At 63.5% G+C, this 25,190-nt stretch carries 22 protein-coding genes; 9 read left to right on the forward strand and 13 right to left on the reverse strand.

Going from position 1 to position 25,190, the window contains the following annotated elements; genetic code table 11:
• Positions 1 to 75 precede the first annotated feature (75 nt).
• Positions 76 to 816, reverse strand: coding sequence for an MOSC domain-containing protein (locus tag LB513_RS06965; protein WP_224662725.1), 741 nt, complete (start codon positions 814 to 816; stop codon positions 76 to 78).
• Complete coding sequence (gene acs / locus LB513_RS06970) at positions 816 to 2,771, reverse strand: acetate--CoA ligase (protein ID WP_224662726.1); 1,956 nt, start codon at positions 2,769 to 2,771, stop codon at positions 816 to 818. The genes LB513_RS06965 and acs overlap by 1 nt, the downstream gene beginning before the upstream one ends.
• Before the next feature lie 298 nt (positions 2,772 to 3,069).
• On the opposite strand from acs, the gene LB513_RS06975 reads away from it, so the two are divergent.
• Positions 3,070 to 3,342 (forward strand): usg protein, encoded by a 273-nt coding sequence (locus LB513_RS06975; protein WP_224662727.1) that lies wholly within the window; start codon positions 3,070 to 3,072, stop codon positions 3,340 to 3,342.
• Positions 3,343 to 3,575: 233 nt separating this feature from the next.
• Here the strand turns inward: LB513_RS06975 and LB513_RS06980 are convergent, their stop codons facing one another.
• On the reverse strand, positions 3,576 to 4,610 hold the full coding sequence (locus tag LB513_RS06980) for an aldo/keto reductase (protein ID WP_224662728.1): 1,035 nt from the start codon (positions 4,608 to 4,610) through the stop codon (positions 3,576 to 3,578).
• 54 nt (positions 4,611 to 4,664) lie between these two features.
• On the reverse strand, positions 4,665 to 5,846 hold the full coding sequence (locus LB513_RS06985; RefSeq protein WP_224662729.1) for an MFS transporter: 1,182 nt from the start codon (positions 5,844 to 5,846) through the stop codon (positions 4,665 to 4,667).
• 118 nt (positions 5,847 to 5,964) lie between these two features.
• Between LB513_RS06985 and LB513_RS06990 the strand changes: the two genes are divergently transcribed.
• Complete coding sequence (locus LB513_RS06990; protein WP_224662730.1) at positions 5,965 to 6,873, forward strand: LysR family transcriptional regulator; 909 nt, start codon at positions 5,965 to 5,967, stop codon at positions 6,871 to 6,873.
• A gap of 303 nt (positions 6,874 to 7,176) precedes the next feature.
• Here LB513_RS06990 and LB513_RS06995 read toward each other — a convergent pair whose 3' ends face one another.
• Positions 7,177 to 8,226, reverse strand: a complete 1,050-nt coding sequence (locus LB513_RS06995; protein WP_224662731.1) for an aldo/keto reductase — start codon at positions 8,224 to 8,226, stop codon at positions 7,177 to 7,179.
• A gap of 290 nt (positions 8,227 to 8,516) precedes the next feature.
• Entirely contained in the window at positions 8,517 to 9,179 is a 663-nt protein-coding gene (locus LB513_RS07005) for a YggS family pyridoxal phosphate-dependent enzyme (RefSeq protein WP_224662732.1), read from the reverse strand.
• Positions 9,180 to 9,330: 151 nt separating this feature from the next.
• On the opposite strand from LB513_RS07005, the gene leuS reads away from it, so the two are divergent.
• Together leuS and lptE are read left to right on the forward strand one after the other, a co-directional pair.
• The gene (gene leuS, locus LB513_RS07010; protein ID WP_224662733.1) at positions 9,331 to 11,955 is read left to right on the forward strand and encodes a leucine--tRNA ligase; all 2,625 of its coding nucleotides are present in this window, start codon (positions 9,331 to 9,333) and stop codon (positions 11,953 to 11,955) included.
• Positions 11,942 to 12,526, forward strand: a complete 585-nt coding sequence (lptE, locus tag LB513_RS07015; protein WP_224662734.1) for an LPS assembly lipoprotein LptE — start codon at positions 11,942 to 11,944, stop codon at positions 12,524 to 12,526. Before leuS ends, lptE begins: the two co-directional genes overlap by 14 nt.
• Positions 12,527 to 12,585: 59 nt before the next feature.
• Here the strand turns inward: lptE and LB513_RS07020 are convergent, their stop codons facing one another.
• The 7 genes from LB513_RS07020 to fsa all read right to left on the reverse strand — a co-directional run bounded on the left by LB513_RS07020 (position 12,586) and on the right by fsa (position 18,808).
• Positions 12,586 to 13,215: an NAD(P)H-dependent oxidoreductase gene (locus tag LB513_RS07020; RefSeq protein ID WP_224662735.1), complete on the reverse strand. Its 630-nt coding sequence runs from the start codon at positions 13,213 to 13,215 to the stop codon at positions 12,586 to 12,588.
• Between the two features lie 7 nt (positions 13,216 to 13,222).
• The gene (locus LB513_RS07025; RefSeq protein ID WP_224662736.1) at positions 13,223 to 13,669 is read right to left on the reverse strand and encodes a nuclear transport factor 2 family protein; all 447 of its coding nucleotides are present in this window, start codon (positions 13,667 to 13,669) and stop codon (positions 13,223 to 13,225) included.
• Positions 13,666 to 14,493: an energy-coupling factor transporter transmembrane component T family protein gene (locus LB513_RS07030; RefSeq protein WP_224662737.1), complete on the reverse strand. Its 828-nt coding sequence runs from the start codon at positions 14,491 to 14,493 to the stop codon at positions 13,666 to 13,668. The genes LB513_RS07025 and LB513_RS07030 overlap by 4 nt, the downstream gene beginning before the upstream one ends.
• A complete protein-coding gene (locus LB513_RS07035) occupies positions 14,494 to 16,257 on the reverse strand; it encodes an ABC transporter ATP-binding protein (RefSeq protein ID WP_224662738.1) in 1,764 nt (587 codons plus the stop codon). It lies immediately after the preceding gene.
• The gene (locus tag LB513_RS07040; protein ID WP_224662739.1) at positions 16,257 to 17,033 is read right to left on the reverse strand and encodes an ECF transporter S component; all 777 of its coding nucleotides are present in this window, start codon (positions 17,031 to 17,033) and stop codon (positions 16,257 to 16,259) included. Before LB513_RS07040 ends, LB513_RS07035 begins: the two co-directional genes overlap by 1 nt.
• Before the next feature lie 142 nt (positions 17,034 to 17,175).
• Positions 17,176 to 18,072: a LysR family transcriptional regulator gene (locus LB513_RS07045; RefSeq protein ID WP_224662740.1), complete on the reverse strand. Its 897-nt coding sequence runs from the start codon at positions 18,070 to 18,072 to the stop codon at positions 17,176 to 17,178.
• Positions 18,073 to 18,151: 79 nt separating this feature from the next.
• Positions 18,152 to 18,808 carry a fructose-6-phosphate aldolase gene (gene fsa / locus LB513_RS07050; protein ID WP_224662741.1) on the reverse strand — a complete coding sequence of 219 codons (657 nt, stop codon included), beginning with the start codon at positions 18,806 to 18,808 and terminating at the stop codon, positions 18,152 to 18,154.
• An 89-nt stretch (positions 18,809 to 18,897) separates the two neighbouring features.
• Between fsa and LB513_RS07055 the strand changes: the two genes are divergently transcribed.
• The 5 genes from LB513_RS07055 to atpA all read left to right on the forward strand — a co-directional run bounded on the left by LB513_RS07055 (position 18,898) and on the right by atpA (position 25,164).
• Entirely contained in the window at positions 18,898 to 21,081 is a 2,184-nt protein-coding gene (locus LB513_RS07055) for a primosomal protein N' (protein ID WP_224662742.1), read from the forward strand.
• 167 nt (positions 21,082 to 21,248) lie between these two features.
• A complete protein-coding gene (locus tag LB513_RS07060) occupies positions 21,249 to 22,301 on the forward strand; it encodes a hypothetical protein (protein WP_224662743.1) in 1,053 nt (350 codons plus the stop codon).
• Between the two features lie 131 nt (positions 22,302 to 22,432).
• Entirely contained in the window at positions 22,433 to 22,828 is a 396-nt protein-coding gene (locus LB513_RS07065; protein WP_224662744.1) for a DUF4345 family protein, read from the forward strand.
• 246 nt (positions 22,829 to 23,074) lie between these two features.
• Complete coding sequence (locus LB513_RS07070) at positions 23,075 to 23,635, forward strand: F0F1 ATP synthase subunit delta (protein WP_224662745.1); 561 nt, start codon at positions 23,075 to 23,077, stop codon at positions 23,633 to 23,635.
• On the forward strand, positions 23,635 to 25,164 hold the full coding sequence (atpA, locus tag LB513_RS07075; protein WP_224662746.1) for a F0F1 ATP synthase subunit alpha: 1,530 nt from the start codon (positions 23,635 to 23,637) through the stop codon (positions 25,162 to 25,164). Before LB513_RS07070 ends, atpA begins: the two co-directional genes overlap by 1 nt.
• Positions 25,165 to 25,190: the final 26 nt, after the last annotated feature.

Genomic DNA, 25,190 nt, shown 5'->3' on the forward strand with positions numbered 1-25,190 from the left:
ATAGAAATTCGAGACTAATCTACAGGCTGGGAGCGGGCCCCCTAAGGCTGCGCCGGGATGGACTTCCGGCGCAGCTCACACGAAGCGCATGGTGTCGCCGATGGCCACTCGCGCCGCGCGGTCGACGGTGCAATAGACGCCGAAATTGTGGGCGTTGTAGCGGACCAGATTGCGCAGGATGCCCGGATCATCGTCGAATCCGTCCTGGGCGATGATGGTGAAGCCGCAGCGGCGGCAGGGGTCCGAAATCGTCAGCAACAGGTCGCCGATCGCCAGCTTGCGGCCGATCCATTCGGTTTCCGGAAAGGAACCCACGATGGCCGCCATGTCGACGACGATGTTGGGGCGAAAGCGGCGCGGATCCGGGACGCCTTGCGGATGAAGCGCCTTCAGCCTGGCCATCGACGCGGCGGTGAGAAGATGGATCGGCGCCCTGGCGTAGCGCTCGCTGGTGAACGGGCCGGAATAATCCTGCGGAGCATCCTCGCGACGGTAGGGCCGGATCGAAGCCTCGAAGCCGAGAAAGGCCGAAAGCACACGGTCGGTTTCCGGATCGGGCGCCGGCAGCCAGTTTCCTCCCGGCACCGCAACCTCGAGGCGATTGTCCGCGTCCAGCCGAGCATGGATCAACGGCACCTTGTGCCATTTCGGCCCCCGATCCGGCCGGGCGGTTTCGCCGTCCGAGGCATCGACCAATCCGAACAGGCGGTCGCCGTCGACCGTCGTCCGGCCAACGCTGAGAGCGTCCAGCCGCTCGCCGGCGAGCGAACTCGCGGGATAGCGCCACAGGTCGGTGACGGTGCCCAATATCGACATCAGGCCTTCTTATTCTGGCGGTTGGCGATCAGGTCATCGACCACGGCCGGATCGGCAAGCGTCGAGGTGTCGCCGAGTGCCGCGAAATCGTCCTCGGCGATCTTGCGCAGGATGCGGCGCATGATCTTGCCGGAGCGGGTCTTGGGCAGGCCCGGCGCAAACTGGATCTTGTCGGGCGCAGCGATGGCGCCGATTTCCTTGCGGACATGGGCGACGAGCTCCTTGCGCAGATCCTCGCTCGGCTCGACACCCCGCATCAGGGTGACGTAGCTGTAGATGCCCTGGCCCTTGATGTCGTGCGGGTAGCCGACGACGGCGGCTTCCGAAACCTTATCGTGGCTGACCAGCGCGGATTCGACTTCGGCGGTTCCCATGCGATGGCCGGAGACATTGATGACATCGTCGACACGGCCGGTGATCCAGTAATAGCCGTCTGCGTCACGACGGCAGCCGTCGCCGGTGAAGTACTTGCCCCTGTAGGTCGAGAAATAGGTCTGCACGAAGCGCTCATGGTCGCCATAGACGGTTCGCATCTGGCCGGGCCAGGAATCGATGATGCAGAGATTGCCGTCGGCGGCTCCTTCCAGCACCTTGCCATCACCGTCGACCAGCTGCGGCTGGATGCCGAAGAAGGGCCTCGTCGCCGAACCCGCCTTGAGGTCCGTGGCGCCCGGCAGCGGTGTGATCAGGATGCCGCCGGTCTCGGTCTGCCACCATGTGTCGACGATCGGCACCTTGCCGTCGCCGACGATGTTGAAATACCACTCCCAGGCTTCCGGATTGATCGGCTCGCCGACCGAGCCCAGCACGCGTAGCGACTTGCGCGATGTCTTCGTCACATGCTCGTTGCCGGCGCCCATCAGAGCGCGCAGCGCCGTCGGAGCGGTGTAGAATATATTGACCTTGTGCTTGTCGATGACCTCCCAGAAGCGCGACTGCGAGGGGTAGTTGGGCACGCCCTCGAACATCAGCGTGGTGGCGCCGTTGGCGAGCGGCCCGTAGACGATATAGCTGTGCCCGGTGACCCAGCCGACATCGGCGGTGCACCAGTAGATATCGCCGTCATGGTAATCGAAGACATATTGGTGCGTCATCGAGGCATAGACCAGGTAGCCGGCGGTGGTGTGCAGCACGCCCTTGGGCTTGCCGGTCGAGCCCGACGTGTAGAGGATGAACAGCGGATCCTCGGCGTTCATCTTCTCCGGCTCGCAGTCGGCCGTCACCGAGCCAACCTCCTCGTGGTACCAGACGTCGCGGCCAGGCGCCCAACCGATCTTCCCGCCCGTGCGGCGCACGACGACGACATTCTTCACCATCACATGCTGCCTGGCGGCGATGTCGATCGCCTTGTCGGTATTCTCCTTCAGCGGGATCGGCTTGCCGCCGCGCAGGCCCTCATCAGCGGTGATGACGAAGGTCGATTCGCAGTCGACGATGCGGCCGGCCAGCGCGTCCGGCGAAAAGCCGCCAAAGACGATCGAATGGATGGCGCCGATGCGCGTGCAGGCCAGCATCGCATAGGCGGCCTCCGGGATCATCGGCATGTAGATGGTGACGCGGTCGCCCTTTCCGACGCCGTGCTTCTTCATGACATTGGCAAGACGGCAGACATGCTCGTGAAGCTCGGTGTAGGTGATCTTCTTGTCGTCGTAGGGGTTGTCGCCTTCCCAGATGATGGCGGTCTGGTCGCCGCGCTTCTCCAGGTGGCGGTCTATGCAGTTGTAGGAGACGTTGGTCAGCCCGTCCTCGAACCATTTGATCGAGACCTCGCCTTCGAAGGAGGTGTTCTTGACCTTGCTGAAAGGCTTGAACCAGTCGATGCGCTTGCCATGCCCGCCCCAGAACTTGTCCGGGTTGGCGATGCTGTCGGCGTACCATTTCAGGTAGGTTTCATTGTCGATCAGCGCGTTCTTCTTCCACGCCGGCTGGACGCGGTGGACATGAACCTCGGACATTTCCTGCATTCCTCCCGAACCAGTCCACCGGCTCGAGCCGGTGGTGCCGCGTCGAAGCGGCCGCGAATTCGGCGGCATTATTACCAGTTCCGCCAGGACGGCAATATTAGACATTCGGTTTGCGCGGCGGGATGACGCAGAGGCGTCACCTGCCGCTGTCAGCACTCGCCCTCGATCGCTGCTAAGCATCTGTTCTAGCGAAGAAAACTGTTTTTGGATACGCACAAATCAATAGACAGTTAAGCAACCGCGCGCACATTATGACGTTGGGAGGAACGGACTCAATCTGGGGATTGCCATGCGTGACCATTCCGAAATGGACCTGATGCTCAAAGGCTATGGCCTGACAACGGCCAAGATCCTTTATCATTTTCCCGACCATCCGCATTTGCTGCAGAGCTTCGTCTGGCAGGACTACGATCTCGCCCCGAAATTTCCTATGCTCATCAAGTTCATCGAGTTCTGGAAGGCGAAGCTCGAAGGCCCGCTGCATTCGGTGGTCTACACGCACCAGAAGCTGATCGCGCCGAACGAATGGCGCAAGCTGGATGGAGAGTTCGTGTTGCATTAGGAGCGGCAGTGCAGGCTCGGTTGCGTTTGGCGTCCTACGGCGCCCCCTCTGTCCTGCCGGACATCTCCCCCACAAGTGGGGAGATTGGCAGCTTCGCCCCGCATCATCGGTCAAGCGTCGGGAGATTGGCGAAACCCGAAGCAATATCCGATCTTCCCCCTCGTGGGGGAGATGTCCGGCAGGACAGAGGGGGGCGCTGTCCCGCTAACCTTCGGCCTGGCAGTCCGACCCGCTCACACTGCCGGCGGGTTGAGCCGGGCAAAACCTTCCTGCCGGCGATAGGGGAAATACGGATATGGCGCGGTGACTTCGCTGGCGGCGTCGAGTGTCTTCATCTGCTCCGGCGTCAGGGTCCAGCCAACGGCGCCGAGGTTCTGGCGCAACTGCTCTTCATTGCGGGCGCCGATGATGACGGAGGACACGGTCGGGCGCCGTAGGAGCCAGTTGATGGCGATTTGCGGCACGGTCTTGCCGGTCTGTTCTGCCACCGCGTCGAGGGCATCCATGACGCGGTAGAGATGTTCGTCCTCGACCGGCGGTCCGAAGCTTGCGGTTTCGTGAAGCCTGCTCATTGCCGGCAGGGGCTGGCCACGGCGGATCTTCCCGGTCAGCCGACCCCAGCCCAGCGGACTCCACACCAGCGCGCCAACGCCCTGGTCGAGGCCGAGCGGCATCAGCTCCCACTCATAGTCGCGGCCGACCAGAGAGTAATAGACCTGATGCGCGACGTAGCGGGCGTAGCCGTGCTTGTCGGCCTGCGCCAGAGACTTCATCACCTGCCAGCCGGAGAAATTGGAGACGCCGACATAGCGCAGCTTGCCGGCGCGAACGAGATCATCGAGCGCCGATACGACTTCCTCGACCGGCGTGCCGGCATCGAAAGCGTGCAACTGCAACAGGTCGATATAGTCCGTGCCAAGACGTTTCAGTGCCGCGTCAACCGACTTTATCAGCCGCGAACGTGACGAGCCGTAGTCGGCCGGCCCGTCGCCCATCGGCAAGGAAGTCTTGGTCGAGATCAGAACGGCATCGCGCCGGCCCTTGATCGCTTCCCCAAGCACCTGTTCGGACGCGCCGCCCGAATAGACGTCGGCCGTGTCGAACAGATTGACGCCGGCCTCGAGGCAGATGTCGACCAGGCGTCGCGCTTCCGTGGCGTCGCTGGTGCCCCAGGCGCCGAACAGAGGACCGGAGCCGCCAAAGGTTCCAGCGCCGAATGAGAGCGCCGGCACTTTCAGGCCTGATGCGCCGAGAGATCTATAGTCCATTTTTCACTCCTGATGGATGGAAACGAGGTTCTGATCCGGCTTTACCGGCGGGTGTCACAACCCGATCGAGGCAGGCGTCTCGGCCGCGGTGCCGCGATCGAGACGCAGCGCCAGTCCGGCGACAGCGAGCGCGGCGAGCGGCAGCAGGGCGGCGACCCAGGTCAGCGAACCCAGCCCGAGACCGTGGGCGATGACCGCGCCGCCGAGCCACGCGCCGGCGGCGTTGCCGAGATTGAAGGCGGCGATGTTGAAGGACGATGCCAGGCTCTGGCCGGCACCCTCGGCCTTGTCCAGCAGCCACATCTGCAGTGGCGCCACTGTGGCAAAGGCGGCGGCGCCGAGCAGGCCGACATAGATGACCGCCAGGACCTTGTTGTGGATGGCGAAACTCATGGTTGCGAGCACCAGCGCCAGCACGGCGAGACTGCTCAGCACGGCGGGCACCAGCCAGCGGTCGGCGACCTTGCCGCCGGCGAGGTTGCCGGCGATCAGCCCGCCGCCGAAGACAAGCAGGATCGGCGACACGGCCGCTTCCTCGAAGCCGCTGATCTCGGTAAGCAGGGGAGCGATGTAGGTGAAGACGGCGAAGACCCCGGCATAGCCGAGCACCGTGGTCGCGAGGCCGAGCAGCACGGGCGTGCGCCGCAAAACGGCAAGGTCGGCGCGCAGGTCGCTCTTCTCTGGGGCTGTCCGGCTGCGCGGCACCAGGGCGAGGATGACGGCGAAAGCCGCAAGGCCGACCACGGTCACCGCCCAGAAGGTCGCCCGCCAGCCGAAGGCTTGGCCGAGCCACGTGCCGAAGGGCACGCCCAGGATGTTGGCGATGGTCAAGCCGGTGAACATCAAGGCGATCGCCGAAGCCTTTTTGTTGGGCGCAACCAGGCCGGTGGCGACCACCGAGCCGACGCCGAAGAAGGTGCCATGCGCGAAGGCGGTGATGACGCGCGCGCCCATCAGCGTCCAATAGTCTGGCGCCAGGGCGCAGGCGAGGTTGCCCAGCGTGAAGATCGCCATCAAGGCCAGAAGCACGGTCTTGCGCGGCCAGTTTCCGGTGGCGATGGTGAGGAGCGGCGCGCCGATGACGACGCCTAGCGCATAGCCCGAAATGAGCTGGCCGGCGGACGAGATCGAGACGCCGAGATCCTTGCTCACATCGAGCAGCAGACCCATGATGACGAATTCGGTGACGCCGATGCCGAAGGCACCGGCGGCGAGGGCGTAGAGAGCGAGAGGCATGGCGGCTTCCATTTCGGTGAGGAGAGGCGCCGTCCCGCGCCCCACCGGGAAGATCGTGCCGCCGCCCACTGTGAACCAGACTTGATCACGGCACACTGTCTGTGAAATAGATTCACGAATGGCTAGGCCCGACATCAATCGTTCCGGGGAGATCGAAGTCTTCGTGCGCGTCGTCGAGGCGGGGAGCTTCTCCGCCGCCGCGCGCGCCTTGCGCATGACGCCCTCGGCGGTCAGCAAGCTGATAGCGCGGCTGGAAGCGCGGCTTGGCGCCCGGCTGGTCAGCCGTTCGACACGCAGGCTGCAACTGACGCCGGAAGGAAGCGCCTTCTATGAGAGCGGCCGGCGCATCCTGGCCGACATGGCCGCCGCGGAGCGTGAAGCGGCAGCGGGCGCGGCACCGCGCGGGCGGCTGCGCGTCAACAGCTACGTGCCGTTCGGGGTGCACCGGCTGATCCAGCTCCTGCCGCGCTTCCTCGATCGCTACCCCGAGATCACGGTCGATCTGGTGCTCACCGACAGCGTCATCGACCTGATGGCGGAGCGTGCCGATGTCGCTATCCGGGCCGGCCCGCTTGGCGCATCGAGGCTGGTTGCGCGTAAGCTCGGGCAAAGCCCAGGGGTTGTGGTTGCGGCGCCGTCTTACCTGAAGGCGCATGGCACGCCGCTGGAGCCAGCCGACCTCCACATGCACAATCTGATGAGCTTCGGCTTTGTGCGGCATGTCGACGGCTGGCCATTTCTCGATGCCGACGGCAAGGCCTGGATGGTTCCGATCGCGGGCAATGCGACCGTTGGCGATGGCGAGACGATGCGCGGGCTGGCGCTTGCGGGTGTGGGGATCGCCCGTCTGGCGCGCTGGCATGTGGCGGACGATATCGAAGCTGGCCGGCTGGTGCCGCTGCTGGAGCCGTTCAATCCGGGCGACTTGGAAGCCACCTATGCCGTCTATGTCGGTCAGGGTCCGCACTTGCCGGCGAGGGTGCGCGCCTTTCTGGATTTCCTCGGCGAGAGCGTCAGGTTGGCGTGAGGGGCGGGCAATAGCCCGTCGACGACGGTACGTTCCGTTTACGTGATGACGCCAATTATTGAAGCTGACGCTGCCCCTCATCGCCCTGCCGGGCACTTCTCCCCGTAAGTGACGGGGAGAAGGAGGCTGGCCGCAGTCCCGGCACTTTTCATGCAACGTCCATGATTAGCGAAAGCACTGATGACAGTGCCCCTCTCCCCGTCCCTTTACGGGGAGAGGATGCCGGCAGGCAGGTGAGGGGCGTCGCCGGCGCGGGGGAAGAGTGACAGCGCGGATTTGAACCGGACCTGACTGCCCGCAGCCTTACGCCTTCGGTGCGAATGGCGCCGGCCGACGGCCGGCGGCCTGCCGCTCCAGCATCCAGCCGGGATATTCGGCCGGGAAGGCGCTGACTTCATCGAGGCGCACCAGATCGTCTGTATCGAGCTTCAACTGCGTCGCGGCAAGGTTCTGTTCGAGCTGGTCCATGCGGCTGGCGCCGATGATCACGCTCATCACGAAGGGCTTGGCCAGGACATAGCCGAGCGCCACGGTGGCCACGCTCACATCATGCTTCCTGGCGATGTCGCGCATGACGGTTACGGCCGCCCAGGCACGGTCCTCGTTGACCGGCGGGAAGTTGAAGGAGGCGCGGCGGCCCTCGCCATTGCCGGGCGCGCCGGGACCGTATTTGCCGGACAACAGGCCGCCGGCCATTGGCGACCAGACCATCAGGCCGAGTTTCTCCTCGTTGATGAGCGGAACGATCTCGCGCTCGAGGTCACGGCCGGCGATCGAATAATAGGACTGAATGGTCTCGAACCGGGCAAAGCCCTTGCGGTCGGCGATGCCGAGCGCCTTGGCGATGCGCCAGGCCTGCCAGTTCGAAACGCCGACATAGCGCACCTTGCCGCTGGCGACCAGATCGTCCAGTGCCCGTAGCGTTTCGTCGATCGGCGTCACGGCGTCGGTGCCGTGCAGCTGGTAGAGATCGATGTGATCGAGTTGCATCCGCTCGAGGCTGGCATCGACCGAATCCATGATGTGGCCGCGCGAGGAGCCACGCTGGTTGGGGCCATCCCCCATGGCGCCGTGGACCTTGGTGGCGATTACGACTTTCTGCCTGTCGAGGCCGAGATCCCTCAATGACTGGCCGAGCAGGCGTTCGGATTCGCCAAAGGAATAGACGTCGGCCGTGTCGAAGAAATTGACGCCGGCGTTGACAGAACGGGCAACGATCTCGTTGACGCCCTTCTGGTCGAGGCTGGCGATCAGGCCCCACTGGGCATTCTGGCCGGGGGCACCGAAAGTCATGGTGCCAAGACAGAGTTCGGAGACGAACATCCCCGTATTTCCAAGCTGGTTGTAACGCATGTGGAACGCTCCAGGAGAATGATGATAACGCTAAGCAAATAGGAACGGTACGTTTCGTTTCAACTCTTGGTGCAATGAAGCATCTGGATTGGCCTAAAGATACCGGCTTTCGTATCATGTGACGCGGGCAGCTAGTCGTCCCACGGGTTGAGCACCGTCACGCCTGTATCATCGAATTCGGTGACGTTGCGCGTCACAAGATGAGATCATGGACTAGCGCGGTAGCCGCGATGACGGTGTCCGCGTTGCCTTGTGTCCGACCGGCGGTCAGCAAGAAATGGTCTGCCCGGCTAACGGCTACCAAAAATCGCCGAGCCGACCCTGACGCTGGTGGCGCCGAAGGCGATCGCGCTCTCGTAGTCGCCGGACATGCCCATGGACAGTTTTTCGACGCCGGCCTCACGCGCCAGCTTTTCCAGCAAGGCAAAATGCGGTCCCGGGTTCTCGTCGGCCGGCGGGATGCACATCAGGCCTTCGACGGTCAGACCGTGGACATCGCGGCAGCGGGCGACGAAAGCCACCGCCTCGCGCGGTTCGATGCCAGCCTTCTGCGGTTCCGAACCGGTGTTGACCTGGACGTAGAGGCTTGGCGCGCGGCCCTGGCGGGCAATTTCCCTGGCAAGTTCGGCGGCGATCTTCTCACGGTCCACCGTCTCTATGACGTCGAACAGCGCGACCGCCTCCCTTGCCTTGTTGGATTGCAGCGGACCGATGAGGTGGAGTTCAATATCGGGAAAGGCCTGCTTCAGATCAGGCCATTTGCCCTGCGCTTCCTGCACGCGGTTCTCGCCGAAGACGCGATGACCGGCCTCGATCACAGGCTGTATGTCGGCGGCATCGAATGTCTTGGAAACAGCGACCAGCGTCACGGCGCCCGGTTCACGCCCGGCCTCGCGTTCCGCCGCGGCGATCTTGGCCTCCACCGCGGAAAACCGTTGGACAGTGTCGCTCATATGCAAATCCCGCTGTTTTGACCCGCGTTTTCGACCGAGGCGATAGCCATATGGTTGACGGGTTTGCCAAACCATGGTGAACACCCGGACCACATTCATGAACCGCAAAGCGTCGCGCGGTCAGCGCATGCTTTTAAGTGAAAAACATCCCATGGCAACCGAACGATACAATCCGCGCGCGTCAGAACCGAAATGGCAGAAGGCCTGGGACGCTAAGAAGCTTTTCGAAGCGCAGAATGACGATCCGCGCCCGAAATACTACGTGCTGGAGATGTTTCCCTATCCGTCGGGCAACATCCATATCGGCCATACCCGCAACTACACGATGGGCGACGTCGTGGCGCGCTACAAGCGTGCCAAGGGTTTCAACGTGCTGCATCCGATGGGCTGGGATGCGTTCGGCATGCCGGCCGAGAACGCGGCGATGCAAAACAAGGTCCACCCCAAGGAATGGACCTACCGCAACATCGCCGCCATGCGCGAGCAGCTCAAGGTGATGGGCCTGTCGCTGGACTGGGCGCGCGAATTCGCCACCTGCGACGTCGATTATTACCATCGCCAGCAGATGCTGTTCCTCGACTTCGTCGAGAAGGGGCTGGTGACACGCAAATCCTCCAAGGTGAACTGGGATCCGGAGGACATGACCGTGCTCGCCAATGAGCAGGTCATCGAGGGGCGCGGCTGGCGCTCGGGCGCACTGGTCGAACAGCGCGAATTGACGCAATGGTTCTTCAAGATCACCGATTTCGCCCAAGACCTGCTGGATTCGCTCGACGGCCTCGATGAATGGCCCGAGAAGGTGAAGCTGATGCAGCAGAACTGGATCGGCCGTTCGGAAGGCCTGCTGATCCGTTGGCCGCTGGCTTCGGACGTGGCCGGCGAGCATGAACTGGAAGTCTATACGACAAGGCCGGACACGATCTTCGGCGCGTCCTTCATGGCGATCGCGGCCGACCATCCGCTGGCCAGGAAGGCCGCTGAAAGCAATCCGGCGCTGGCGAAGTTCATCGACGAGGTCCGCCACATGGGCACTTCGGTGGCGGCGCTGGAGACGGCCGAAAAGAAGGGTTTCGACACAGGCATCCGCGTCGTCCATCCGTTCGACGACAGCTGGACGCTGCCGGTCTATGTCGCCAATTTCGTGCTGATGGAATATGGCACCGGCGCCATTTTCGGCTGCCCGGCGCATGACCAGCGCGACCTCGACTTCGCCAACAAATATGGCCTGCCGGTGGTGCCGGTGGTGATGCCCGAGGGCGGCGATCCGTCGACCTTCCAGGTCATCGACGAAGCCTTCGTCGATGACGGCGCGATGATCAATTCGCGCTTCCTCGACGGCATGAAACCGGAGAAGGCGTTCAACGAGGTGGCGACGCTTCTGGAGCAGAAGACGATCGGCAACCGGCCGATGGCGGAGCGCAAGGTGAATTTCCGGCTGCGCGACTGGGGCATCTCGCGCCAGCGCTACTGGGGCTGCCCGATCCCGATGATCCATTGCGAGCATTGCGGCGTCGTGCCGGTGCCGAAGGCCGATCTGCCGGTCAAACTGCCCGACGATGTCGAGTTCGACCGGCCTGGCAACCCGCTCGACCGCCACCCGACATGGCGGCATGTGACGTGTCCGCAGTGCGGCGCAGATGCACGGCGCGAAACCGACACGATGGATACGTTCGTCGATTCGTCCTGGTATTTCGCCCGCTTCACCGCGCCTTGGGTGCACGAACCGACCGACCCCAAGGCCGCCAATGAATGGCTGCCGGTCGACCAGTATATCGGCGGCATCGAGCATGCGATCCTGCACCTGCTCTATTCGCGCTTCTTCACCCGCGCCATGCGCGAGACCGGCCATGTCGACCTGGCCGAGCCGTTCAGGGGCCTGTTCACGCAGGGCATGGTCGTGCACGAAACCTATCGTCTGGGGACGGCGTCGAATGGCCGCTGGCTGGCGCCGACCGAAGTGAAATTCGAGGATGCGGACGGCAAGCGTCGAGCCGTGGAGATGGCCACCGGCGAGACCGTCACTATAGGCCCGCTCGAAAAGATGTCGAAGTCGAAGAAGAACACGGTGAGCCCCGAAGACATCACCGACGGCTATGGCGCCGATACGGCGCGCTGGTTCATGCTGTCGGATTCGCCGCCGGAGCGCGATGTCGAGTGGACCGACGATGGCGCCGCCGGCGCGCATCGTTTCATCCAGCGTGTCTGGCGTCTGGTGTCGATGGCGGCCGAGACGCTGGCCGATGTTAAGCCGACGGCGGCCGGCGGCGGAGAAGCCGCGGCGGTTTCCAAGGCGGCGCACAAGATCCTGAAAGCTGTCGGCGAGGACATCGAGAAGCTCGCCTTCAACCGCGCCATCGCCCGCATCTATGAACTGGCCAATGCGCTGACCACGCCGCTCAACGACGTCGCCGAAGGCAAGGCCGATTCGGCGCTGAAAGGCGCCTGCCGCGAGGCCGTCGAGATCCTCGTGCATCTGATCGCGCCGGTCATGCCGCATCTGGCGGAAGAGTGCTGGGAAACGCTTGGCGGCACCGATCTGGTTGCCGAACGGCCCTGGCCGATCTTCGATCCGGCATTGGTTGTCGACAACGAGGTGACCTATCCGGTGCAGGTCAACGGCAAGAAGCGCGGTGATTTGACAATTGCCCGCGACGCGGACCAAGGTGCGGTCGAAAAAGCGGTCTTGGCTCTCGACTTCGTGCAGAAAGCGCTCGAAGGTAAAACACCGCGCAAGGTGATCATCGTGCCGCAGAGGATCGTCAATGTCGTTGCCTGATCCGAATAAGATTGACGCTCGCCATGTGCTGCGGCGCATCGCGGTTGCCGGCATGATCGGCGCGCTTGCGCTGGCCTCGGCCTGCACCGTGCGGCCGCTCTATTCCAACGCGCCGCTCTCGCCCGGCGCGCGCACCAGCGCCAATGCCGAACTGGCGTCGATCGCCATCAAGCCGGTCAAGTCGCGTTACGCCCAGCAGGTGCGGAACAATCTGATCTTCGGCTTCGGGCGCGGTGCCGGCGAACCGGCTTCGCCCGTCTATTCGCTCGATCTCGGCGTCACCGAGTCGGTCGAATCCGCGGTCCTCGTGCAGGTCGGGACCGATGAGGACGAGCCGACCGCTGGTACGGTGACGTTGACCGCGGCCTACAGGCTGGCCGATGCGAAGACCGGCGTGGTGATTTCTTCGGGCAAGCGCTCGGTCACCTCATCGTTCGACAGGCCGCGCCAGGAATTCGCCTCGTACCGGGCACAGATCGACGCCGAGAACCGCGCCGCGCGAGAGCTTGCCGAAGCGCTGCAATTGTCGATCGCGCAGGATCTGGTCAGGCTCGGGAACTCGGCCGGCTGACCCTGCGGTCCGTCGAACGGATCAAGTGGCGGCAGGGTTCCCCGCTCTAGACACGCCCCTCAATCCGCCGGCACCGTGTGGCTCTGGAATGATCTGGCCCGGCCCAGCGTGGCCAGGGTCTTCCTGACGCGCTGGAGGTGCGTCTGGCGCTGCGCGGGCGAGACGCTGTCCATTCGGTAGAGTGCCAGGAACTTTGTCGCGCAAAGCGGATGGCACACGGAGCGGAAGCCGCGCAGCAGGGTGCGGCGTCCCGGCTGGCCCATGATCCACGACATGAAAGGCGTCGCCCCGCAGGTGGTCATCACCAGGACCTTGCGGATGTGCCGCAGTTTCGGGCGTGGCCCGCGCGTGGCTGTCGGCATTTCGAAAGCGAAGCCCGGCACCAGAACCCGCTCCAGCCAACCCTTGAGCATCGCCGGCAATCCATACCACCATGTCGGATAGATGAAGACCACCGCCTGCGCCCATAGAAGTTCGCGGGCCCGGTCGTAGACAGGCTCCAAATTGGCCTCCTTGTCGCCGTAACGGCGCCATTCATCACCATGCATCACCGGATCGAAGCCCATCCCATAAAGGTCAAGCATGTGGACCTCATGACCGTTTTCGGCCAGCGTCTCCAGGGCGGTGTCGCGCACCGCGGCATTGAAACTGTCTGCGCAGGGATGGCAATAAACGACGAGGACTCTCATTGCGGACTCAAGCTGGCTGACCGGCGACCGTGTCGCGCGGGCTGTGGTGATCTTCCACGGCGGTGGCCGTGTCGAAATATTCACGCCAAGACAGGATGCGTCCATCGCTGTCGAGATCGATGAGGATGGCATCCTCGGTCAGGCTGCGGGCGCCGTCGCGCAGCCGCGTTACCGCCCACAGCCATTCCAGCGCCACGCGCCGCCCGTCGGCCGAGGAGAAGGCGGTGGTGACGGTGACGTCGAGGTCGCCATAGTCGCGACAGAAATTGGCGATGGTGGCAGCTAGCGCTGCGCGCGGCACCCGGTTGCCGGGAGCTGTCAGCACGCCATCGGGATGCCAATCGGCGGCGGCGGCGGTGAAGTCGCCCGACTTCCAAGCCGCCGCCTGGCGCTCCAGCATGGCCAGCGTGGCGGCATCGCAGTCGACCCTAGCGTCAGGAGCCAGAAGGGTCACAGCACTTTTCCTCCCAGTCCATAAAGCACACGGCAGGCTATGGCCCCTGCCAGCAGGCCGAAGCAGGTCCCGATCGCCAGCCATTCTCCCGGCGACAGCTGCTCGCGTGACGGATGCAGGCTGGTGCGGTCGGCCGAACCGCTGAATGCCTTGGCCTGCAAGGCAATCTCCATGAGCTGCGCCTTGGTCAGGCAGATCATGATCAGGGGCACCAGCATGCGGCCAAGGGCGACGAGCTTGCGCACCATGCCGACATCGTCGATGTCGATGCCGCGCAGCCTCTGCGCCTCCTTGATGCCTTCCAGTTCCTGGAAAAGCAGCGGCACGAACCGAAAAGTGGTCGAGAACAGGAAGGCGACGCGGTAGGGGACGCCGATGCGGACGAGGCCGAGCACGATGTCGTTGGGCTCGCTGGTCATGAACACCAGCTGGAAGGCCAGCATCGGGATCAGGACGCGGCAACAGACGACGAGGCCGAACAGCAGCCCCTCGACGTAGAAGATATGAAGCGAGCCTAGGACCGGCACGCCATCGGGCACGGTGAACACCGGCGTCCTGCCAAAGGGGCTCCACAGGCCCTGGATCACGGTGATCAGCACCAGGGCCGGCAGCACGATGAGAACCAGCTTGCGGATGGTTGTGGCGGTCACGCCGGCCGAAAGCATCAAACCGAGAACACAGGCAAGGAACGCCGCCTGCAGGAGAATGCTGTTCCAGACGAAGATCACCGAGCTCGCCAGCAAGAGCAGCGCGAACTTGACCCGCATATCGGCCCGCGCCACCGTGGTTTCGGCGGGCAGACGTTGAAGCGCGTAACTGACCATCTAGGCGACCTCCCGCCGGGCGTCGAGCATGGCGGCCAAATCGTCGGGGCCTAGCGGCCGGGCGGCGCTGAGCCCGGTAACGTGTTCGGCGAAGCGCACGGTCTGCGGCGGCACCAGGCCCGCCGACGCCATGGCCGGGCCGTCGTGGAAAACGTCGCGCAGGCCGCCCTGGCGCACGATCCTGCCGCCATTCATCACGACCATGCGGCTGACGTAGCCCGGCAGGAGATAGAGATGATGCGTGATCAGCACCACCGTCTTGCCTTTTTGGTTCAAGGTCCGCAGCATGTCCAGAATGGCGAGCGAACCGCGCCAGTCCTGGCCGGTGGTCGGCTCGTCGAAGATGAGGATCGGCGGCTGGAGCGCCAGTACGGCGGCAATAACGACGCGCAGCCGGTCGCCCCGGCTGAGCGCCATAGGGTGGTGGCCCGCTGCCCAGCCCAAATCCATGTCGGCCAGTGAACGCGCCACGGTCGCGTCGATCTCCGCCTGCGGCTTGCGCATCATCGACAGCGCGAAGCCGACCTCCTTGGCGACCGTGTCGCAAAACAGCTGAGCGTGGGCGTTCTGCGAGACGTAGCCGATGCGCCGCGCCAGATCGCTGATCTTGAGACCGGCAATGTCCTCGCCCCCGACACGCACCGCACCCGATGTCGGCGACAAAAGGCCAAGGAAATGGCGCACCAGCGTCGACTTGCCGCTGCCGTTGCGACCGACAATGCCGAGGAACTCGCCGGGCGCCACGGTGAGGTCGATGCCGAGCAATGCCTGTGTCCCGTCGGGATAGACATGCGTCAAGCCTTCGACGGTGAGCGCCGACCCCACCGAATGGTCGCGCGGCGCATCGCCCGGTACAGCCGGCAAGGAAAATGGGAGCGGATTGGCGGCGATCGCCTGTTCTGCAGCGGCCAGCGTCACCGGCAGCGCGGCGAGCGGTTTGCGGTGGTGCGTTGCGCGCGCCAGCGCCTCGAAACTGCGCACGATATCTGGCGGACGTACGCGATGTTCGGCCAGCATGCGTGTCTCGGCAAAGACCTGCGCAGGCGGTCCTTCGGCCACGACCTTGCCGTCGGAGACCAGCAGAATGCGGTCGGCGATCTCGGCCAGTTCCTCGCTGGCATGGCTGGTGACGATCACGGTCAGGCCATTGTCGCGATTGAGGCGCCGCAGGATGGCAAACACCTCGCCGGCCGCGACTGGATCGAGTTGCGAGGTCGGTTCGTCGAGCACGATGATGTCCGAGGACAGAGCCAGGGCGGCCGCAATGGACAGCCGCTGCTTCTGGCCGCCCGAGAGGTTCGCGGGATGGCGGGCTTCCTGTCCGGCAAGGCCGACCGCGTCCAGCGCTTCGCGGACGCGCACGGCCATTTGCGGCGTCGGCACTTTCAGGTTTTCCAGCGCGAAGGCGACCTCGCCTTCCACCGTGGTGGCGGTGATCTGCGTTTCGGGATCTTCGAACACCATGCCGACGAGCTTTGCCAGCCGGCTGGTCGGCGTATCGATGGCGTCGAGGCCGTTGATATGCACGCTGCCGAAGAATTCGCCGCCGAAGAACTGCGGCACGATGCCGTTGAGCGCCAGGCATAGTGTCGTCTTGCCGGCCCCCGTCGGTCCGATGATGCCGACGATCTCGCCGCGGTTAATGGTCAGGCTGATGGCGTCCAGCGCCGGGCGTGCGGCGCCGGGATAGCGGTAGGTGACGCCGTCGAAGCGGATGAGCGGGCCTGCGGCCCGTTCATCCTCGTCTTGCGCGGCCAGCGCCATCAGTAGCCCGCCATCTTGGCCTTTGCGATCGGCGAGCGGCGAATCGCGGCAAGCAGCGCGAAGGCGACAAGCGCGCCGACGGCGGTGAACACGACACGTTCGAGCAGGATGATGACCACCAGCGGAGGCCAAACCTCGGCAGGCCACGGGTTGGTGGCGAAGGACGGCACCCAGTTGAGCTGTATGCCAGCCGTCGAGCCGAAGAAGAACACGACGAAATAGGCGCAATAGAGCCAAAGGCTGGGCGAGCCGCCGCGAATCTGGGCGATCGCCCAGTTGCGGATTTGGGGGATGGCGATGAGGATCAGCGCGACATCGACTGTGAAGACGTTGCTGAGCCAAAGCCAGAAGCCGATGCCGAACGACAGCGACTGGTAGAGGTAGAACAGGTTGGCGGCCAGCGTGATGACCCACGGCACGTACCACATCGAGCGGTTCGGATACATGACCATGCCGACGGTGAAGGCGCTCATGGCGCCCATCAAGGGGCTCCAGGGACCGAGATTGGTGTAGGGCGCGATGACGTTGCCGACCAGAATGCCGATGACCGAGGCGATCGGGCCGGCAATCGGTCCGAGCAGGAGGCCGAGCAGCGGATGGATGACATCATGCAGCGGCCAGCCGCCGCCCATGCCGCCGACCACGATCGAAGCCGGGATGAATGCCAGAACGGCGACAAGCGCCGCCATGATGGCCGTGTAGGAAACGGGTGCGCCTCCTATCGAGACTCCCCCGGTGGTGGCGAGACTGCGTGGTTGCGGTGCTTCGGCTGTCATGATGTTCCCCTTTTTTGAGCAGCATTTTTGCTGGTTGTGTTCCCAGGGGCATGTTAGCCGAAACGACGCTGCTTCAAAGCATCAAAGAGCGCGCGCGGCGTTGCCTAAAAGGCAACACCACATCCATCGCGGGCTGTTCGCTTTATTGACTGGCAATGAGGTTGCTTAGCCTCTCGACGAGATGGCTGGGCAACGGCGCCAGGCGGCCGCGTGCGCGATGCACGACGCTGAGCGTCTGCGTGAAGCGGGACAATTCAGCGATCGGAATGAAGATCGCTTCGCCCGAAAGATGGGTATGCAGCACGTCGATCCGGTTGAGGATGGCGATGCCCTGGTCGAGAAGGGCGAAATGCTTGAGCAGTTCGAAACTGTTCGATTCCAGCACCGGTTCGATGGACAGGCCCGCCGATGCGCAAGCATGGTCGAACCGGTCACGCAGCATGACGCCCGGCTGCGGCATGATCAGCGGGAAGCGCCTGAGGTCACCGAGGCGCAGAAGGGCTTTCGAAGCCAGTTCATGGTCGGGAAGCAGGAATGCGCCGCAGCCGCTCGCCATGGAGGCCGCGACGGTGAGGTTTGGTGTGTCGGGCAGGTCGAAGGCAAAGCCGAGGTCAATCTCGCCGGCGGCGACCTGCAAGGCGATCTCGTCCGAGGGCAGAACACTGACGGAAAAGCGCGTGAAGGGCCGTTCACGGCGATAGTCGGCCAAGGCGTAGGAGAGCATGTCGCTGGCCAGTCCGCCAACGGTGGCGATCGAGGCGCTGGCGAAACGCGCATCCTTCAGCGTTTCTATCCGTTCGATGGCCTTGCGGTGGTGCTTGAGCGTGTCGCGGGCGTGCGCGATGAGCACCTCGCCGGCGGCGGTGGGACGCATCTGGCCCGGCAAGCGTTCGAAAAGCGGCGTGCCAAGCTGCTGTTCCAGGGCGATGATCTGGCGGTTGATCGCCGATGCCGCGACGTTGAGCGTGATGGCGGCCTTGCGGATGGATCCGCAGCGGGCGACCTCGTCGAGATAGCGGAGCAAGCGAGAGTGGATCAACAGGCCTCCCGTGCGCTGGCACCAAATCGCTTATTGAAAAAGGCCGTTGCCGACCTTTCCCAATCGAAACCGCAAGGGCTCAGCCGATGGTCTGGCCGGTCTTTGCCCAATCGGCCGCGAACTGTTCGAGGCCCTTGTCGGTCAGCGGATGCTTGACCAAAGCCTTCAGCGTCGCCGGCGGCGCGGTGACGACGTCGGCGCCGATCAGGGCGGCCTGCTTGACATGGTTCACGGTGCGGACAGACGCCACCAGAATCTCGGTCTCATAATCGTAGTTGTCGTAGATCTGGCGGATCTCCTGGATCAGTTCCATGCCGTCGAGGCCGATGTCGTCGACGCGCCCGACGAAGGGCGAGATGAACGAGGCGCCGGCCTTGGCGGCGAGCAGGGCCTGGTTGGCCGAGAAGCACAGCGTCACATTGACCATGCGATTCATTTCGGTGCGGATCGTCTTGCAGGCCCTGAGGCCGTCCAGCGTCAGCGGCACCTTGATGCAGACATTGTCGGCAATCTTGGCGAGAACATTGGCCTGCTGCATCATTTCGGCGTATTCCGTGCCGGTCACTTCGGCCGAGACCGGACCCTTGACGATGTCGCAGATCTGCTTGGTGACCTCGGCAATCTTGCCGCCCGATTTCAGGATCAGCGACGGGTTGGTGGTGACGCCGTCAAGCAGACCCAGATCGTTGAGCTCGCGGATATCCTTGACGTCGGCGGTGTCGACAAAAAATTTCATGACGGTCTCCTGAGGATTTCGTCGTGCCAGCGAGGCACGTTCAGCGTTGCCCTTTGATCTAGACCAAAGTCGGGGCAAGGTCACGTCTCATGATCGAAGATTCGCCCTTTGTCTCGGCCGCGCCCGTGCTGGTGCCGATGCCGGCCGAACGCCCTTACACCTATGCGGTGCCCGCCGGCATGCGCGTTGTGCCGGGTTCGATCGTGCGCGTGCCGCTCGGTCCGCGGCAGGTTGCCGGCATCGTCTGGGATGGCGCCATCGAGAGCGTCGATGCGAAAAAGCTGCGGCCGATCGAGCAGGTCTTCGACTGCCCTCCGATCGACCGTGCCATGCGCCGCTTCGTCGACTGGGTGGCGCAGTACACGCTGTCGCCTCCAGGTATGGTGGCGCGCATGCTGCTTCGCGCCCCGGAGGCGTTCGATCCGGAACCCTGGATCGAGGGATTGCAGCGGCGGCCGATCGCCCCGGACCGGATGACGCCGGCGCGCATGCGCGTGCTGGAAGCAGCCGAGGGCGGGCTGGCCTGGACCCGGTCCGGCCTGGCGCACGCGGCAGGCGTGTCGTCGACGGTGATCGAGGGGCTGAAGGCGCAAGGCGTCTTCGAGACCGTGATGATCCCGCCGCGCCCGGTCGTCGCCGCGCCGGACCCTGGCTATTTCGCGCCGGAACTGATGCCGGATCAGGGCGATGCGGCACTGATGCTGCGCGCCAATGTCACGGCCGGCGTTTTCAATGTCACGCTGCTCGACGGCGTCACCGGATCGGGAAAGACCGAGGTCTATTTCGAGGCGGTGGCGGCGGCACTCGAGCAGGGCAAGCAGGTGCTGATCCTGCTGCCGGAGATCGCGCTGACGCATGCCTTCCTGGAGCGGTTCCAGCAGCGCTTCGGCGCCAAGCCGGGCGAATGGCACTCTGACCTGCCGCCGAGGATGCGCGAACGGGTGTGGCGGCAGGTGGCGGAAGGCAGCGTTCGCGTCGTCGCCGGCGCGCGCTCGGCGCTGTTCCTGCCGTTCAAGGAACTCGGCCTGATCGTTGTCGACGAGGAGCACGACCCCGCCTACAAGCAGGAGGACCGGGTCTTCTACAATGCGCGCGACATGGCGGTGGTGCGCGGCCATATTGGCGGCCTGCCGGTCGTGCTGGCGTCTGCGACGCCGTCGGTGGAAAGCCGGGTGAATGCGAGCCAGGGCAAATACAGCAGAGCCGTGCTCTCTGCCCGTTTCGCCGAGGCGGCGCTTCCGCAACTGAGGTCGATCGACATGCGGCGCGCACCGCCGGCGCGCGGCGGCTTCCTGTCGCCGGTGCTGCTCGACCATATGCGCCAGACGCTGGAGCGGAAGGAGCAGTCGCTGCTTTTTCTCAACCGGCGTGGCTATGCGCCGCTGACGCTGTGCCGCGTCTGCGGCCACCGCTTCGGCTGCCCGGTCTGCTCGGCCTGGCTGGTCGAGCATCGCTTCCGCGGCCAACTCGTGTGCCATCATTGCGGGCATAATGAGCGCCGTCCCGAAGCGTGCCCGGAATGCGGCACGCTGGATCATCTGGTCGCCTGCGGACCGGGCGTCGAACGCATTGCCGAGGAGGTCGTCGCGCATTTTCCCGACGCCCGCACCATCGTGCTGTCGTCCGACATCATGGGCGGCGTGCGGCGGCTCAGGCTGGAGTTGGAGGCGATCGCCCATGGCGAGGCCGATATCGTCATCGGCACGCAGCTGGTCGCCAAGGGGCACAATTTTCCCAACATGACGCTGGTCGGCGTCGTCGATGCCGATCTCGGTCTTGCAAATGGCGATCCGCGCGCCGCCGAGCGCACCTTCCAGCTGCTCAGCCAGGTGACCGGCCGTGCCGGCCGAACCGGCAAGAAGAGCCTTGGCCTGCTGCAGACTTTCCAGCCCGACCATCCGGTGATGCGGGCGATCGTCTCCGGCGATGCCGAAGCGTTTTACGAGCGCGAGATCGCCGAGCGCGAACGGGCGGCCCTGCCGCCCTTCGGCCGGCTGGCCGGTGTCATCGTCAGCGCGGTGACGCGGGCCGAAGCCGAAGGCCATGCGCGCGGCCTGCGCCGCGCCGCGCCGGAGGCCGCCGACCTGTTCGTGCTTGGTCCGGCCGAGGCGCCGCTGTCCCTGCTCGGTGGCCGCCACCGCTTCCGCCTGCTGATCCAGGGCGAGAAGCGCGCCGACATGCAAGGTTTCATCCGCGCCATGCTGACCAATGGGCCGAAGCAGCGCGGCTCGGTCAGGGTGCAGGTCGATATCGACCCGCAGAGCTTTTTGTGAGGTTGACGCTTCCAGCGATAGGCTGCCTTCAACGAAAACGGAATGTCACATGAAACCCTTGGCCTGTTCGGCGGTATTAGTTGGGAAACGGCGGGATGCATCGAGGGTGAAGCGGCGTCCAAGCAGGCCGGTATTCAAAATAATTCCAATTTCTCGCCGGAGTGTTAATGAAGTCCTTATTGAATAAGAAGTTCGAGATCATCGCTTTAGCACCAAAAGTATTTCGAAGCGAAGATACTTCGAGTTGGAGTGCCCTACTTGAAATGAGTGGCAAGGTGAGCATGGACCATGCGCCTCATTCGTTCCTCACCATTGAGCAGCGAAACGGAGACCATCTTCGAAAGATCGCGTCGAACATTGACACGATGAGTGAGACTTCAAAAGTCCTCGTTTTCCACATTGCCTTGGATAGAAAGCTGATCGCGACGTACGTCGACCGTTCCCGCGAAATTGTTAGAAAGTCATTTGAGGAAAAGGCCTCACCCACAGAGATCGATTTTGCGAGTGCACTGCGGCGCACAAAAGGCGTGGTATTCCATGGCGAGCTCCTTAGAGATTTTGAGCTGAAAACCTACACCATTCTGATGGCATCTCACATTGCTGATCCGCTGGCGGTCTCAGTCAATCGTGTTGTATCATTGAGTGGGGGTGATGGGGCTACGTCTGAGCGGTTTAAGATCAACCTTCAGAATAGAAGTGACTGCGCATCTGTCGTGGCATTGAAAAAGTTATCCGCGAAGAACGTTTATGACTTCCTATGGGGCAGACCGAAAGAGATAACCGGTGAGCCCAAATCGCAATTTATGAAGGGTGTGAGCTACGTTTCCCAGATTTTTAGGAACTCCGAAAACCCCTTGATCGGGTTTATGTGGTCGCTTGCTGCAATCGAGGCGATGCTGTCGACTTCGTCGGACAAAGCTAATAGCGGGGTTTTGGAATTACGATTACGAGCGCTACTGGACGGCGAAAAGTCAGACCACGTACTTGGTAAATTTCGTGATCTGTACAAATACCGGAACGCACTATTCCATGGCAACGTTGCGTTGCCTTACTCGTTCGATGGTCGAAATCTGTTTGGCTTCCACGGCGTCAAACATTCGAACACGATGCCCTACGAGATTGCGTCATTCACTCACGCCCTCGCCCTGAAAATTCTCCAACGTTTCTTCGAATTGGGAATGTACGACGTAGAATACGAAACTTCGGTGGCAAAAAAGTAAGGGAGGGCCAATGCCGAGGCGGCGATGGCTCGCGCTGGCTGGCTAGGCCCTAAATAGCCGGCACCTCTGGCATATGTCTGTGCCTCCGGTAGAATGCCCGCAATTTCAAAACAGGCATTTCGAGGGACAGTATGGATTTCACGTTTCCATGGCCGATGAGCCAGGGTGAATGGCTGGCCTGGTCGAGCGCCGTCTTCACCGTGCTGCTCGGCCTCCTGTTCTTCCTGGCGCCCGGACTGGCCTTCCGCGTCCTGCGCCTGCAGGCCAGGCCTGAGAAGGCGGCGGCGATCGCCGAGGGGCGCGGCAGGATGTCGGGATTTTATCTCGGCGTCGGCCTTTGCTGCGTCCTGCTGGCGCAGCCGCTGGTCTACATGGCGCTCGGTTTCTCCTGGCTCTTCACCGCCTTTGGCCGCCTGCTGTCGATGATGTCGGATGGCGCCAACACACCTTTCAATTGGGTTTCCATTTTGGTGGAATTGGTGCTGGCGGCACTGCCGCTTGCATTCGCATTCGGGTTTGTCCCATGAATCCAACGCTATTCCTGCGTGTAGCGCGCCAGTCTTTCGCCGGATGCGACAATAGTGCCTGAAAACCATGCGGAACGACGCATTGCGGTCTTAAAATGCCTGTGCTAGACGGCAATCGACTTTCGGCCGGGGATAGCGGAAGCCGCGCCTCCGAGCTTGGAAAAATGCAGTAAGGTCAAAGATTTAGCCAGAGTTCTCGCTCGCGCCAACAATCCGAGACCTGTCAGACAAGAGAAAAGACGGTCCGTGGCTCAATCGTCATCGCCAATCTCGGGTGTCGCAGAACGCTACGCTGGTTCGCTGTTCGAACTCGCGCAGCAGGCCAATTCCGTGGCCCAGGTCGAGGCCGACCTCAACAGTTTCGAGACGATGCTCGCCAGCAGCGCCGACCTGACCCGCCTCATCAACAGTCCGGTGTTCTCAAGCGAGGACCAGGCCAAGGCCATCGCGGCGATCGCCGACAAGTCCGGCATCGCCGGCCTGACCGGCAATTTCCTGCGCGTCGTTGCGCGCAACCGCCGCCTGTTCGCCATACCTGGCATGATCAGGGCGTTCCGCCAGATCGCCGCCGAACATCGTGGCGAGGCAGCGGCCGACGTCACCTCGGCGCACGAGCTGACGCCGGAGCAGCAGACCGAACTCAAGGCGGCGCTGAAGAGCGTTGCCGGCAAGGACGTGACCATTTCCGTTACCGTCGATCCGTCGCTGCTCGGCGGGCTGGTGGTTAAGATGGGCTCGCGCCAGATCGACACGTCGCTTAAAACCAAACTCAATTCGCTCAAGCTTGCACTGAAAGAGGTCGGCTGATGGACATCCGCGCCGCGGAAATTTCCGCAATTCTGAAAGACCAGATCAAAAATTTTGGCAAGGAGGCCGAGGTCTCCGAAGTCGGACAGGTGCTGTCCGTCGGTGATGGTATCGCCCGCGTCTATGGCCTCGACAATGTCCAGGCCGGCGAGATGGTCGAATTCCCCGGCGGCATCCGCGGCATGGCGCTCAACCTCGAGGCCGACAATGTCGGCGTCGTTATCTTCGGCGCCGACCGCGACATCAAGGAAGGCGATATCGTCAAGCGCACCGGCGCCATCGTCGACGTTCCCGTCGGTCCAGGCCTGCTTGGCCGCGTCGTCGACGCGCTCGGCAATCCGATCGACGGCAAGGGCCCGATCCAGGCGACCGAACGCAAGCGCGTCGACGTCAAGGCGCCCGGCATCATTCCACGCAAGTCGGTGAACGAACCGATGTCGACCGGCCTCAAGGCCATCGATGCGCTGATCCCGGTGGGCCGCGGCCAGCGCGAACTGGTCATCGGCGATCGCCAGACCGGCAAGACCGCCATCATCCTCGACACGATGCTCAACCAGAAGTCGGTGCACGACAACGGCCCCGAGAAGGAAAAGCTCTACTGCGTCTACGTCGCCGTCGGCCAGAAGCGCTCGACCGTTGCGCAGTTCGTCAAGGTGCTGGAGGAGCGCGGCGCGCTAGAATATTCGATCATCATCGCCGCCACCGCTTCCGATCCGGCACCGATGCAGTTCCTGGCGCCGTTCGCCGGCTGCACCATGGGCGAATATTTCCGCGACAATGGCATGCATGCGCTGATCAGCTACGACGATCTGTCGAAGCAGGCCGTCGCCTATCGCCAGATGTCGCTGCTGCTGCGCCGCCCGCCGGGCCGCGAAGCCTATCCGGGCGACGTCTTCTACCTGCACTCGCGCCTCCTCGAGCGCGCCGCCAAGCTCAATGACGATCTGGGCGGCGGATCGCTGACCGCGCTGCCGATCATCGAGACGCAGGCCAACGACGTCTCGGCTTATATTCCGACCAACGTGATCTCGATCACCGACGGCCAGATCTTCCTCGAGACCAATCTGTTCTTCCAGGGCATTCGCCCGGCGGTGAACGTCGGCCTGTCGGTCAGCCGCGTGGGCTCGGCCGCGCAGATCAAGGCGATGAAGCAGGTTGCCGGCTCGATCAAGGGCGAACTCGCGCAGTACCGCGAAATGGCGGCCTTCGCGCAGTTCGGCTCCGATCTGGACGCCGCCACGCAGCGCCTGCTCAACCGCGGCTCGCGCCTGACGGAACTCCTGAAGCAGCCGCAATTCTCGCCGCTTAAGACCGAAGAGCAGGTCGCGGTGATCTTTGCCGGCGTCAACGGCTATCTGGACAAGCTGCCCATCAACCAGGTCGGCAAGTTCGAGCAGGGCCTGCTGAGCCACATGCGTGCGGCTGGCAAGGACGTTCTCGACGGCATCCGCAAGGAAAAGGCGCTGTCGGACGATCTGCGCGGCAAGCTGAAGGCCGAGATCGACGCTTTCGCCAAGACCTTCGCCTGAGCGAAGCGACAAGACGGGATCAGGTT

This window comes from Mesorhizobium sp. ES1-1 (assembly GCF_020164785.1).
Lineage (GTDB): Bacteria > Pseudomonadota > Alphaproteobacteria > Rhizobiales > Rhizobiaceae > Mesorhizobium.